13 protein-coding genes are annotated in these 13,097 nt (G+C 72.2%); 7 read left to right on the top strand and 6 right to left on the bottom strand.

Annotated features, from left to right (window positions below; genetic code table 11):
• Positions 1-9: 9 nt before the first annotated feature.
• The 4 genes from ACZ63E_RS20525 to ACZ63E_RS20510 all read right to left on the bottom strand — a co-directional run bounded on the left by ACZ63E_RS20525 (position 10) and on the right by ACZ63E_RS20510 (position 4,688).
• Positions 10-1,125 carry a serine hydrolase domain-containing protein gene (locus ACZ63E_RS20525; protein WP_465337746.1) on the bottom strand — a complete coding sequence of 372 codons (1,116 nt, stop codon included), beginning with the start codon at positions 1,123-1,125 and terminating at the stop codon, positions 10-12.
• A gap of 156 nt (positions 1,126-1,281) precedes the next feature.
• On the bottom strand, positions 1,282-2,676 hold the full coding sequence (phoA, locus tag ACZ63E_RS20520) for an alkaline phosphatase (protein ID WP_465337745.1): 1,395 nt from the start codon (positions 2,674-2,676) through the stop codon (positions 1,282-1,284).
• Positions 2,677-2,832: 156 nt separating this feature from the next.
• Positions 2,833-3,492 carry a response regulator transcription factor gene (locus tag ACZ63E_RS20515; RefSeq protein WP_465337744.1) on the bottom strand — a complete coding sequence of 220 codons (660 nt, stop codon included), beginning with the start codon at positions 3,490-3,492 and terminating at the stop codon, positions 2,833-2,835.
• Positions 3,489-4,688: a sensor histidine kinase gene (locus ACZ63E_RS20510; RefSeq protein WP_465337743.1), complete on the bottom strand. Its 1,200-nt coding sequence runs from the start codon at positions 4,686-4,688 to the stop codon at positions 3,489-3,491. Before ACZ63E_RS20510 ends, ACZ63E_RS20515 begins: the two co-directional genes overlap by 4 nt.
• A 134-nt stretch (positions 4,689-4,822) precedes the next feature.
• On the opposite strand from ACZ63E_RS20510, the gene rpe reads away from it, so the two are divergent.
• From rpe to ACZ63E_RS20485, 5 genes are all read left to right on the top strand, one after another.
• Positions 4,823-5,494: a ribulose-phosphate 3-epimerase gene (gene rpe, locus ACZ63E_RS20505; RefSeq protein WP_465338091.1), complete on the top strand. Its 672-nt coding sequence runs from the start codon at positions 4,823-4,825 to the stop codon at positions 5,492-5,494.
• Positions 5,495-5,573: 79 nt separating this feature from the next.
• The gene (locus ACZ63E_RS20500) at positions 5,574-6,200 is read left to right on the top strand and encodes a riboflavin synthase (protein WP_465337742.1); all 627 of its coding nucleotides are present in this window, start codon (positions 5,574-5,576) and stop codon (positions 6,198-6,200) included.
• The gene (locus ACZ63E_RS20495; RefSeq protein ID WP_465337740.1) at positions 6,197-7,525 is read left to right on the top strand and encodes a bifunctional 3,4-dihydroxy-2-butanone-4-phosphate synthase/GTP cyclohydrolase II; all 1,329 of its coding nucleotides are present in this window, start codon (positions 6,197-6,199) and stop codon (positions 7,523-7,525) included. Before ACZ63E_RS20500 ends, ACZ63E_RS20495 begins: the two co-directional genes overlap by 4 nt.
• Positions 7,522-8,028 (top strand): 6,7-dimethyl-8-ribityllumazine synthase, encoded by a 507-nt coding sequence (ribH, locus tag ACZ63E_RS20490; protein WP_465311157.1) that lies wholly within the window; start codon positions 7,522-7,524, stop codon positions 8,026-8,028. Before ACZ63E_RS20495 ends, ribH begins: the two co-directional genes overlap by 4 nt.
• A gap of 47 nt (positions 8,029-8,075) precedes the next feature.
• Positions 8,076-8,477: a PH domain-containing protein gene (locus ACZ63E_RS20485; RefSeq protein ID WP_465338090.1), complete on the top strand. Its 402-nt coding sequence runs from the start codon at positions 8,076-8,078 to the stop codon at positions 8,475-8,477.
• Positions 8,478-8,505: 28 nt separating this feature from the next.
• Here the strand turns inward: ACZ63E_RS20485 and ACZ63E_RS20480 are convergent, their stop codons facing one another.
• Entirely contained in the window at positions 8,506-9,282 is a 777-nt protein-coding gene (locus ACZ63E_RS20480) for an exodeoxyribonuclease III (RefSeq protein WP_465337739.1), read from the bottom strand.
• 72 nt (positions 9,283-9,354) lie between these two features.
• Entirely contained in the window at positions 9,355-10,077 is a 723-nt protein-coding gene (locus ACZ63E_RS20475) for a S1 family peptidase (RefSeq protein WP_465337738.1), read from the bottom strand.
• 164 nt (positions 10,078-10,241) lie between these two features.
• Between ACZ63E_RS20475 and uvrC the strand changes: the two genes are divergently transcribed.
• Positions 10,242-12,197: an excinuclease ABC subunit UvrC gene (uvrC, locus tag ACZ63E_RS20470; RefSeq protein ID WP_465337737.1), complete on the top strand. Its 1,956-nt coding sequence runs from the start codon at positions 10,242-10,244 to the stop codon at positions 12,195-12,197.
• Positions 12,198-12,239: 42 nt separating this feature from the next.
• A complete protein-coding gene (gene rapZ, locus ACZ63E_RS20465) occupies positions 12,240-13,097 on the top strand; it encodes an RNase adapter RapZ (protein WP_003101350.1) in 858 nt (285 codons plus the stop codon).

Genomic DNA, 13,097 nt, shown 5'->3' with positions numbered 1-13,097 from the left:
TTCCCGGACCTACTGTCCTGAGCAGAGCGCCGTGTCGGTGGCGGCCAGCAGGTGCTGGTTCGCGTTCCCGGGCGCCGGATCCTGGTTGAGCACCACGGTCGCCCGGCGGCCGCCCGGGCCGACTCCCACCAGGTTCGTGAAGCCGACGATCCCGCCCTCGTGGCCCCAGAACAGCCCGCACGACACCGGAATGCTCCCCAGCCCCAAGCCGTAGCGCGCGCCCGGAATCCCGAGCTCGTCGGCCGGCACCGTCCGCTGCATCTCGGCGAGCTGGGCCGGGCGCAGCAGACGGCCGTCGAGCAGCGCGCCGTAGAACCGGTCGAGGTCGGCCGGAGTGGACACCAGGCCGCCCGCCGCCCCGGCGATCGTCGCGTCGAAGTCGCTGAAGTCCACCAGCTTTCCGGCGATCGCCGTGTACCCGACCGCATGCGGGTCCGGCAGCTTCTCGTCGCCGCGGCGCGGCAGGTACGTGTCATGCAGGCCCAGCGGGCGCGTGATCCGCCGGGTGATCTCGTCCTCCAGCGCGTGCCCGGTGACCTTCGAGACGAGCATCCCGGCCACGATGTAGTTCGTGTTCGAATACGACCAGCCCGCGCCGGGCTCGAACAGCGGCGGGTGCGTGAGCGCCATCGCCACCAGCTCGGCCGGCTCCGCCCCGCGGTGCCGCAGGCTTTCCGGGTCTTCGAGGGCGAGGTCGCCCAGGTAGTCGTACAGCCCGCTCGTGTGCTGCAGCAGCTGCCGGACGGTGATCCGGTGGTCGGGCAGCAGTCCCGGCAGGTACCGCTCGACCGGCGCGTCCAGCTTCACCCGGCCCTCGCCGGCCAGCTGCAGGACGACCGTCGCGACGAACGTCTTGGTGACGCTGCCCGCGCGGAAGGAACCGTTGCGCGGGAACGGTTTCCCGGTCGCGACGTCGCCGCGGCCGCTGCGCACCACCCGGGTGCGGCCGTGGTCCTGGATCACCGCTTCGGCGCCGGGGACGCCGTCCTGGGCGGTGAGCCCGTCGAGCCCGCGCTGGACCGGGTCGGTGGTGGCGGCGAGCGCGGGCGCCGCGGTGGTCGCCGCGAGGAGCGCGACGAGCGTGCCGCACGCGAGGACTCGCTTGCCGGGCAAGGACTTCCGCATGAAAGAACCCCCTGGTGTCGTGGTGCTCCCCAACCTAGGGAGCCCATCACCAGGGGGCATTGGGGCAGGCCGCCGAACCGTTCCGGGGGCCGGCCCTACCGCACTCGTCGTGAGTGGTAATTCGGGTTCTAACCCGAATTACCACTCACGAGCGGGTCAGCGCAGGCGCAAGGCCCGCTTCAGAGTGCCGAACAGGTCGGTCTGGTTGGTCAGGCCGACGACGTTGGCCGCCTGCGGGCCCATGGCCGCGATGCGGACCTGGGTACCCGTGTGCGACTGCGAGCCGCCGGTCTCGGCGGTGCCGTAGGCCAGGGTCATGTTCGAGCCCTCGTTGGTGACCAGCGTCGCGGTCAGGCCCGGGGTGGCGGTCGGCTCGACGATCTGGGAGCTGTGGCCGTGGTCGGCCGTCACCAGCACCAGCGTGTCGGGGTGGCTGCGGGCGAACGCCGTGCCCGCCGCGATCGCCGCGTCGAAGTCGATCGTCTCGCCGATCTGGCCGCACGGGTCGGCGGCGTGGTCCTGCTTGTCGATGCTCGCGCCCTCGACCTGCAGGAAGAAGCCCTTGTCCGAGTGGCGGTCGTCGAGCAGCTCCAGCGCCTTGCGGGTCTGGTCGGCCAGCTTCGGCTGGGTCTTCGGCAGCGCCGGGTTCGGCGTGCAGCGCGACGGCGGGGTGCCGCCGTGGACCGCGGCCGGGCCGGTCCAGTTCACCGGCATGTTGTTCTTGGCGAACAGGCCGAGGACCGGCTTGCCCTTCTTCGCCGCGGCCAGGTCGGCCGCCGTGTTCACGACGTTGTAGCCCGCCGCCTTGGCCTGGTCCAGGACGGTCTTGCCCTTGAACTTGCCGGCCGTGACGGTCTGGTCGAAGAACGTCGCGCCGCCGCCCAGCAGGACGTCGGGGCGGGTCTGGACGAGCTGCTCGGAGATCGAGCCGGCGCCGCCGTTCTCCTTCGCGTTCTTCGCGCACTTCGCGGTCGTCTCGACCGGGCCCTTGCAGTCGCGGCTGACGACGTGGGCACCCAGCACCGCCGGCGTGGCGTCCTGGACCTCGGCGGTGGTGACGTCACCGGTGCGGAGGCCGCCGCGCTTGGCGAGCTCGAGGATCGTCGGCACGGAGTTGCCGTACGCGTCGACCGAGATGGCGCCGTTGTAGGTCTTGACGCCGGTGGCCCAGCCGGTGCCGGACGCGGCCGAGTCGGTCACGTAGTTCGGCTTGCCGGGGTTGTTCTGCTCGACGGCGTAGGTCGTGTAGTCGCCGGTCAGCGGCAGCTCGTCCATCGCGAGCCGGCCCGCGGCGCCGCGCTCGTAGTTGCGCGCGGAGGTGATCTCGGACTGGCCCATGCCGTCACCCAGGAACAGGATGACGTTGCGGGCGGAGCCGCCCTGGATCGCCGAGCGGACGTCGTTGGTGCGGTCCCCGGCGCCGGCCGACGAGCGCGCGTCGGCGGAGCCGGAACCACTGGCGGCGATGGCGACCGGCGCGGCGGCGATCAGCGCGGCGCCGAGCGCGCCCGCGACCAGCCACCGGCGGCGGCCGGTGAGCAGCGAAGCCATGTTTCTCCTCATTGGGGGACTTCAGGAGGTACAGCCCGGATTTCGGACACGCGTTATTAGTCCCTTTGCATGTGTGCCGGGCGCGGCCGTCAGGTGAGCACCAGGTGGCCGGTGCCCGAACTCATGGCTTCCCGCGGGTGACCAAGAGCACGTCGGTTATTGACCGGCGAGGTGCCCGGGCCGGACGACGCCCGATTCGTACGCTATGACCACTGCCTGGGCGCGGTTGCCCGCGCCGAGCTTCGCGAAGACGTTGCCCACGTGCGTCTTCACCGTCTCGAGGCTGATCACCAGCGCGGCCGCGATGTCCTGGTTGGACAGTCCGGTGGCGATCAGCCGGAGCACCTCGGCTTCACGCCGGGTGAGCGTTTTCGCCGCCCGCGCGTGCGTCCCGCCCGGCTGCCGGGCGGTCACCAGCCGCCGGATCGCTTCGGGGAACAGCAGCGACTCCCCGGCGGCCACGGTCCGCACGGCGTGCGCGATCTCCTCCTTGCGGGCCCGCTTCAGCAGGAACCCGCTGGCCCCGGCCAGGAGCGCTTCGTGCACGTAGTCGTCGTTGTCGAACGTCGTGACGACGAGGACCTTCGGCGGCTCGGTGGTCGCCGCGAGCAGCTGCCGGGTGGCCTCGATGCCGTCGGTGCCGGGCATCCGGACGTCCATCAGCACGACGTCCGGGCCGGTCCGGCGCACCGCGGCCAGGACCTCCGAGCCGTCGGCGGCCTCGCCGGCCACGGTGATGCCCTGCTGCTCCAGCAGCGCCCGCAGACCGGTGCGGACCAGCGGCTCGTCGTCGACGAGCAGCACGCCGGGGCTCATGCGCCCGTCCGCAGCGGGATGGTCGCGCGCAGCCGCCACCGCTCGCCGTCCGGCCCGGCGTCGAGCTCACCACGCAGGGCTTCGACGCGCTCCGCGAGCCCGGCCAGCCCGTGCCGCCCGGGCCGCGGCTCCGCGCTGCGCAGGGGGTTGACCACGGCGATCGCCAGCCGCTCGGGCCCGGCGAAGACGCGGACGTCGACCGCGCCCGGGCCGGCGTGGCGCAGGGCGTTGGTCAGGCCCTCCTGGACGATCCGGTACCCCTCGCGCGACACCGCGGCGGGCAGCGCGCCGACCGGCCCGTCGACGGTCAGCCGGACGTCGAGCCCGGCTTCGCGGGCGCGCACGGCGAGGACGTCCACCTCGGCCAGCGTGCGGGTCGGCTCCTTCGTCGCGGGCTCTTCACGCAACAGGCCGAGCACGTGGTCGAGGTCTTCGAGCGCGCCGCGGGAGCTTTCTTCGATCGTGCCGAGCGCGCGCCGGACCTGCGCGGGATCGGTCTCGACCAGGTCGGCCGCGGCGGCCGCCTGGATGGTCGACGTCGTGAGCGTGTGCCCGATCGAGTCGTGCAGCTCGCGGGCCAGCCGGTTGCGCTGGGCGAGCACGGCCGCGCGGCGCTCGGCCAGCGCCGCGCGCTCGGCCGCGGACGGGCCCAGCAGCGCCGCCGCGCCGGCCCGGAAGCCGCGGGTGGCGGCGGCCGCGAGCAGCAGCGCGGCCACGAGCATCACCAGGGCGACCGGCACCGTCCACGGCCCGGCTTCGGCGGTCGCGCCGAAGAACGAGAACTGCCCCTGGTCGCCGTTCAGCCACATCACCGGCACGAGGACACCGAGCAGCAGCACCCCTTCGACCACGAGCAGCAGCCCGCCCAGTGCGGCGTGCAGCACCAGCCAGGCGGCCGAGCGCAGCCGGTCCGGCCAGGCGGGCCGGGCCCGTCCCGGCGCGGGCAGGTCGGTCCCGAGCATGGCGTTGGCCACGGCCACGCCGAAGCGCCGCGTCGGCCCGGCCAGCCCGGCGAGCCCCAGCAAGAGGGCGAGCGCGGCCAGCGCGAGGACGAAGTGCAGCTGGGGCGGGCCCGGGATGAGCGCCACGACGAGGGCGAAGGGGAACGCGGGCAGCGTCAGAGCGGTCCCCAGCAGGGCGTAGGGCACGCTGAGGTAGCCGCCGGGACGCAGCAGGGAACGCGGGAAACCGGACATGACCCCGAGGTTATGGGGACTCCGGCCCCGGGTGCTTCCCCCTGCGGAGCCAGATCGGGAGCCGGATCCTGGTCACAACCGGTTAGCGAGCGTTAGCAGTGCCCTCCTACACTCAGGACGTGGCTGACCGACCCCTGATCGCCCCCAGCATCCTGTCCGCGGACTTCGCCCGGCTCGGCGAGGAGATCGCCGCCGTGGCCGGCGCGGGGGAGACCCGCGCCGACTGGGTCCACGTCGACGTGATGGACGCGCACTTCGTGCCCAACCTGACCCTCGGCCTGCCGGTGGTCCAGGCGCTGCTCAAGAGCACCGACGTGCCGATCGACTGCCACCTGATGATCGACGACCCGGACCGCTGGGCGATCGGGTACGCCGAGGCCGGCGCCTACAACGTCACCGTGCACGCCGAGGCCGCGAAGGACCCCATCGCGCTGGCGAAGAACCTGCGTGCCGCGGGCGCCAAGGCCGGCCTGTCGGTCAAGCCGGGCACCGCGCTCGAGCCGTGGCTCGACGCGCTCAAGCACTACGACACGCTGCTGGTGATGTCGGTCGAACCGGGCTTCGGCGGGCAGTCGTTCATCGCGGACGTCCTGGAGAAGGTCCGCACCGCGCGGCGGCTCGTCGACACCGGGCACCTGAAGCTGGTCGTCGAGATCGACGGCGGGATCAACACCGACACCATCGAGCAGGCCGCCGAGGCGGGCGTCGACTGCTTCGTCGCCGGGTCCGCCGTCTACGGCGCCGAAGACCCGGGCAAAGCGGTCGCCGCGCTGCGCGAGCAGGCGGCCCGGGGCCGGGCCGGCTGATCACGCGGCGGCACCGGAGAAGCTTCCGGGCCGCGGCGGGTGTTGGATGGGAGGACCGGCTCACTAGGAGGCAGCGGACGTGTTCACCGGCATAGTCGAGGAGATCGGCGAGGTCACCGCGGTCGAGCAGCTGACCAACGCGGCACGGCTGCGCGTGCGCGGCCCGCTGGTCACCAGTGACGCCGGGCACGGCGACTCGATCGCGGTCAGCGGCGTCTGCCTGACCGTCGTCGAGGTGGCCGGCGGCGAGTTCACCGTCGACGTCGTGCACGAGACGCTGCAGCGGTCGAGCCTGGCCAAGGTCGCGGTCGGCGACCGGGTCAACCTGGAACGCGCGACCCCCGCGGGCGGCCGGCTCGGCGGGCACATCATGCAGGGGCACGTGGACGGGACCGGCGTATTCCTCTCCCGCGACGAAACCGGCGTCACGACCTTCGCGCTGCCGGGGCACCTGGCGCGCTACGTCGTCGAGAAGGGGTCGATCGCGGTCGACGGGATCTCCCTGACGGTCGCGGCGATCACCGACGAGCAGTTCAAGGTCGCGCTGATCCCGACCACGCTCGAGGTGACCACGCTCGGCGGGCGCGAAGCCGGCGACCTGGTCAACCTCGAGGTCGACGTGGTCGCCAAGTACGTGGAAAAACTCGCCACGCCGCACCTGCGGCAGGGGAACAATGACGGCGGCGGCACGGAGGAGCGGTCATGAGCGAGACGAGTGCGGCAGAGCCCGAAGCGGGTTGGACCCCGTGCGGGACCGGCGCGGTGTTCGACGCCGACGCCATCGAGCGGGCGATCGCCGACGTCGCGGCGGGGCGCCCCGTCGTCGTGGTCGACGACGAGGACCGCGAGAACGAGGGTGACCTCATCTTCGCGGCTGAAAAGGCGACGCCGGAGCTGCTGGCGTTCATGGTCCGCTACACCTCGGGCTACGTCTGCGTGGCGCTGACCGAGGCCGAGGCCGACCGGCTGGACCTGCCGCCGATGTACCACACGAACCAGGACGCGCGCGGCACCGCGTACAGCGTCACGGTCGACGCCGCCGACGGCATCAGCACCGGCATCTCCGCCGCCGACCGCGCGCACACGATCCGGCTGCTGGCCGACCCGGCGTCCACCGCGAAGGACTTCCGCCGTCCCGGGCACGTCGTGCCGCTGCGCGCGAAGGAAGGCGGCGTGCTGCGCCGCCCCGGGCACACCGAGGCGTCGGTCGACCTCGCCCGGATGGCCGGCCTCGCGCCGGCGGGCGTGCTCTGCGAGATCGTGTCGCAGAAGGACGAAGGCGACATGGCGCGCCGCGACGAGCTCGAGGTCTTCGCGGCCGACCACGACCTGGCGATCATCACCATCGCCGACCTGATCGCCTACCGCCGTCGCACCGAGAAGCAGGTCGAGCGGGTCGCCGAGGCGCGCATCCCGCTGGCCGCGGGCACGTTCCGCGCCGTCGGCTACGACAGCCTGCTGGACGGCATCGAGCACGTCGCGTTCGTCTACGGCGAGATCGGCGACGGCCAGGACATCCTCGTGCGCGTCCACTCCGAATGCCTGACCGGTGACGTCTTCGGCTCGCTGCGTTGCGACTGTGGCCCGCAGCTGGAGGCGGCCCTGGAAGCGGTGGCCACCGAAGGTCGTGGGGTGGTGCTCTACATCCGTGGCCACGAAGGCCGTGGCATCGGCCTGCTGCACAAGCTGCAGGCCTACCAGCTGCAGGACGACGGCGCCGACACCGTCGACGCCAACCTCGCGCTGGGGGTGCCCGCCGACGCCCGCGACTACGGCACCGGCGCGCAGATCCTCTGCGACCTCGGCGTCCGCACCATGCGGCTGCTCTCGAACAACCCGGCCAAGCGGATCGGCCTGGAGGGCTACGGCCTGCGCGTCACCGGGCGGGTGCCGCTGCCGATCTCGCCGAACCCGGAGAACCTGCGTTACCTGCGGACCAAGCGCGACCGGATGGGCCACGACCTGGCCCAGCTGGAGCACTACGACCAGGTGGGCGCCGGCGCCGAGCACCCCGACGGAGGAGCGCTGTGAGCGGCGAAGGCCGGCCGGAGGTCTCCCTGGACCTGACCGGCTGCAAGACCTTGAAGCTCGGCATCGTCGCCACCCGGTGGAATGCGGACATCACCGACGTCCTGCTGGAGCGCGCGCTGGTCGCCGCCCGTGAGGCCGAGCTGGAAGAGGACCCGACGGTCGTCCACGTCGCGGGCGCGATCGAGCTCCCGGTCGTGGTGCAGGCGCTGGCCCGCAACCACGACGCGGTGGTCGCGCTCGGCGTGGTGATCCGCGGCGGCACCCCGCACTTCGAGTACGTGTGCGACGCGGTGACGGCGGGCCTGACCCGGGTGGCGCTCGACGAAAGCACCCCGGTCGGCAACGGCGTGCTGACGTGCGACACGCACGAGCAGGCCGTCGATCGGTCGGGCCGTCCCGGGGCGAAGGAAGACAAGGGTTACGAGGCGACCGTGGCCGCGCTGGACTCCGCGCACGTGCTGCGGAGCCTGCGCCAGCCGTGGACCGAGCGGGGTTTTGTGTGAGCGTGGCTACTTCGACGGCGACCCTGGTGTTCCGGCCCCGCCGGGCGATGATCATGTGCAGCGTGATGGCGGTGGCGCTGCTGGCGGTGTTCGTGGTGGTGGCGGTGCTGCTGCGCAACGGCGACACCGGCGTCCACTTCCAGCGCTCCGACCAGGCGGCGATGATCGGCATCGGCATCCTGCTGGCGTGCGGCGTGATGCTGTTCGCGATCGCCCGCGTGCGCGCGGACGCCGAGGGCATCGAGGTCCGGAACGTCCTGGTGACCCGGCGGTTCGCGTGGACCGAGGTCCTGTCGGTGAGCTTCCCGGACGGCGCCTCGTGGGCCCGGCTGGAGCTCCCGGACGACGAGTACCACTCGGTGATGGCGGTGCAGGCCGTCGACCGGGGCCGGGCGGTGGAAGCGGTCCGGGCCCTGCGGAAACTGCACCGCGCGGCCACCGGCGGCTGACCGCTCGGCCCCCGTTCCGGGGGAGCGGTCAGAGGTCCAGGTCCACGACGATCGGCGCGTGGTCCGACGGGCCCTTGCCCTTCCGGGCCTCACGGTCCACATAGGAATCCGTCACGGCCGAGGTGAACCCCGCGTTGCCGTACACGAGGTCGATCCGCATGCCCTTGTTGTTCGGGAAGTTGCCCGCCCGGTAGTCCCAGTACGTGAACGGGTGGTCGTACTTCAACGGCCGCGGGAACACGTCCGTCAGCCCCAGGTCCCGCAGCCGGGCCAGGGCGTCGCGCTCCGGCTTCGTCACGTGGGTCGACTCCGCGAACAGCGTGATGTCCCAGACGTCCGCGTCCGTCGGAGCCACGTTGAAGTCCCCGAGCACCGCGAACGGCGCGTCCGAAAGCTCGGAAGAAACCAGCGACCGCAACGCCTCCAGCCACTCCAGCTTGTACGCGTAGTGCGGGTTGTCCGGCTCGCGCCCGTTCGGCACGTACACCGACCACACCCGCACGCCGCCGCAGGTCGCCCCGATCGCGCGGGCCTCGGCCGCGCCGTCGAACTCCGGCTCGCCCGGCAGGCCGCGGACCACGTCGGACAGCCCTGCCTTCGACACGATCCCGACGCCGTTCCAGCGCCCGAGCCCGTACGCCGCGACCTCGTAGCCCAGCGCCTCGACCTCGGCGGCCGGGAACTTCTCCGTCGTGTTCTTCAGCTCCTGCAGGCACAGCACGTCCGGCGCGCTCTGCTCCAGGAAGTCCAGCACCCGGGGCAGGCGGGGGACGATGGAGTTCACGTTCCAGGTGGCGATCCGCATGCCCGCGAGTTTCGCACACCCCACCGACAGAACCGGGGCGGCGCCGAAGCGCCGCCCCGGGAAGAACCGGCCTCAGACGCCCGCGGTCGACCGGATCCAGGACCGGCTCGACGCGACGCTCGCGTAGTTGTTCGTGCCGCGCGTGTTCGTCCCGCTCTGGTTCTGGACCGTCGAGGCGACGCCGACCTGCACGCCGTTGGCGACCTCGGGGCCGCCCGAGTCGCCCTTCCACGCCGCGCCGTTGATGCCGACGCTCTGGATCGCCCGGCCGCCGTAGGCGTCCGACGACCGGCCGGTGACCTGCACGTTCGCCACCTTCAGCGCCGACGCCGGCGGGCCGGTCGGGGTGGTGCGGCCCCAGCCGTAGAGCTGGTTGGTGCTGCCCGTCGCCGGGTCCGCGCTGCCGAGCGAGATCGGCCCGGCGCTGGTCGCCGAGGCCAGGTGCAGCAGCGCGATGTCGCCGTTCGGGGACTCGTACTTGCCGTCGACGGCGATCTGCGTGCCGGAGAAGAGCGTGTTGCTGCCGACCTTCACGTGCATGCCCGAGCCGTCCTGGTCGAGGCAGTGCACGGCCGTCATGACCCAGCGGGCCGCGATCACCGTGCCGGAGCAGTTGAAGCCCTGGAAGTCACGCCCGGGCGTGTTCACGTAGACCTGGGCGCCCCAGGAGACGGTCGGCGCGGTCGTGCCGCCGACGATGTTCGGCTGGACACCGGCGGAGGCGGCCGCGCCACCGGCGAGGGTCAGCGCGACGGCGGCCGCGGAGGCGGCGCCGAGGATACGAAGAGAGCTCACGGTGGTGATCCTTTCGGATGGGGCCGGACCTGCTGGGTCGGAAAGTAACCACCGGGTCACCCGGGGCGACACCGCCGAAGGTCGCATCCGGACGAACACCCTACTTCCGGCGGGCGAACCGGGGGCGTGCGAGAACTGTCGGTGCCGCGCCATAGGCTGGGGGAGTGGCTGACCCGACCACCTACCGTCCCTCGCCGGGGAGCATCCCGGATGCCCCTGGCGTGTACAAGTTCCGTGACGCGACCAGGCGGGTCATCTACGTCGGCAAGGCGAAAAGCCTGCGCAGCAGGCTGAACTCGTACTTCGCCGACCTCGCGGGCCTGCACCCGCGCACGCGGCAGATGGTCACCACCGCCGCGAGCGTCGAGTGGACCGTCGTCACCACCGAGGTCGAGGCGCTCCAGCTCGAGTACAACTGGATCAAGGAGTTCGACCCCCGGTTCAACGTCCGCTACCGCGACGACAAGAGCTACCCGGTGCTCGCGGTGACGCTGAACGAGGAGTTCCCGCGGCTGCACGTCTACCGCGGCGCGCGCAAGAAGGGCGTCCGCTACTTCGGGCCGTACGCGCACGCGTGGGCCATCCGCGAGACGCTCGACCTGCTGCTGCGGGTGTTCCCCGCGCGCACCTGCTCGGCCGGGGTGTTCCGGCGCCACGGCCAGATCGGCCGGCCCTGCCTGCTCGGCTACATCGACAAGTGCTCGGCGCCGTGCGTCGGCCGTGTCTCGGCCGACGAACACCGCGACATCGTCGAGGACTTCTGCGACTTCCTCGCCGGCAAGACCGACGCGATGATCCGGCGCCTCGAGAACGAGATGGCCGCGGCGTCGGACGAGCTGGAGTTCGAGCGCGCGGCCCGGCTGCGCGACGACCTCGGCGCGCTGCGCCGCGCCATGGAGAAGCAGGCCGTGGTGTTCGGCGACGGCACGGACGCCGACGTCGTGGCGTTCGCCCACGACGAGCTCGAGGCCGCCGTCCAGGTCTTCCACGTGCGCGGCGGCCGGGTCCGCGGCCAGCGCGGCTGGGTGATCGACAAGGCCGAGGAGATGGACGTCCCGGCGCTGGTCGACCACTTCATCACGCAGTTCTACGGCGAGCAGGCCGAGCTCGACGCGCGGGACGACGTCGACGCCGGGCCGGTCGTGCCGCGTGAGGTGCTGGTGCCCGAGCTGCCCGCCGACGCCGACGCGCTCGCCGAGTGGCTCACCGGCCTGCGTGGCTCGCGGGTGCAGGTCCGGGTGCCGCAGCGCGGGGACAAGAAGGCCCTAGCCGAGACGGTCGAGCGCAACGCGGGGGAGGCGTTCACCCAGCACAAGCTGCGCCGCGCCGGCGACCTGACGGCGCGCTCGGCGGCGCTGACCGAGCTGCAGGAGTTCCTGGCCCTGGACACCGCGCCGCTGCGCATCGAGTGCATCGACATCAGCCACATCCAGGGCAGCGACGTCGTGGCGTCGCTCGTGGTGTTCGAAGACGGGCTCGCGCGCAAGTCCGAGTACCGGCGCTTCGCGCTGCGCGAGGCGGCCGAGGAAGGCGACGTCGCGTCGATCGCCGAAGTCGTGCGAAGGCGCTTCCACCGCTACCTGAAGGAAACCGCGGAGGAGTCGAGCACGCCCGGCCTCGACCCGGAGACCGGCCGGCCGAAGAAGTTCGCCTACCCGCCGAACCTGCTGGTCGTCGACGGTGCGGGCCCGCAGGCCACGGCGGCCGCGGACGTGCTCGCGGAGCTGGGCATCACCGACATCGCCGTGATCGGGCTGGCGAAGCGGCTGGAAGAGGTCTGGCTGCCCGCCGACCCCGATCCGGTGATCCTGCCCCGGACGTCGGAGGGGCTCTACCTGCTCCAGCGGCTGCGTGACGAGGCGCACCGGTTCGCCATCGCCTACCACCGCGAGAAGCGCTCCAAGCGGCTGCAGACGTCCGAATTGGACAGTGTGCCCGGGCTGGGGCAGGCTCGCCGCACCGCGCTGATCAAGCACTTCGGCTCGGTCAAGAAGCTCAAGCAGGCCAGGATCGAAGAGATCGAGGCGGTGCCCGGCTTCGGTAGGCGCACCGCGGAGGCCGTGGTCGCCGCGCTGGCCGGGGAGTCCGGCGCGAGCAACGGCACACAAGCAGGGGAGTAGGGAAAGACAGTGAGTGCGCAAGAGGAGATCCGCGGGTCCGGCATGGAGGTCGCGGTGGTGTCCGGGCTGTCCGGGGCCGGCCGCAGCACCGCGGCCAAGTGCCTGGAGGACCTGGGCTGGTTCGTCGTCGACAACCTGCCGCCGGAGCTGATCGCCACCATGGTCGAGCTGGGCGCGCAGGCGCGCGGCGCGATCACGAAGGTGGCCGTCGTCATGGACGTGCGCTCGCGCGCGTTCACCGACGACCTCGCCTCGGTGATCAAGGACCTGGACGCGCGGGGCTACAAGCCGCGCGTGCTGTTCCTGGAGGCGACCGACGCGGTGCTGGTGCGGCGCTTCGAGGCGGTGCGCCGCGGGCACCCGATGCAGGGTGACGGCCGGCTCGCCGACGGCATCACGGCGGAGCGGACGCTGCTGGAGCCGCTGCGCGAAGAGGCCGACCTGGTGCTCGACACGTCGTCGCTGTCGGTGCACGACCTACGCGCGAAGATCGAGGACGCGTTCGGGTCCGAGGCGAGCACCCAGACCCGGGTCACCGTGCTGTCGTTCGGTTACAAGTACGGCCTGCCGATGGACGCCGACCTGGTGATGGACGTCCGGTTCCTGCCGAACCCGTTCTGGATCCCGGAGCTGCGCGAACACACGGGCCTCGACGGCGAGGTCCGCAACTACGTCCTCTCCCAGGAGGGCGCCGAGGAGTTCCTCGACCGCTACCACCAGCTGCTGCGGCTCATCGGCGCCGGCTACAAGCGCGAGGGCAAGCGGTACCTGACGCTCGCCGTCGGCTGCACGGGCGGCAAGCACCGCAGCGTGGCGCTGTCGGTCGAGCTCGCCCAGCGTCTGTCCAAAGAGGACGGTATGGCCGTGAAGGTGGTGCACCGCGACCTTGGTCGTGAATAA

Source organism: Amycolatopsis sp. NPDC104819, from assembly GCF_055583145.1.
This window is presented reverse-complemented; position numbering and strand designations above follow the sequence as displayed.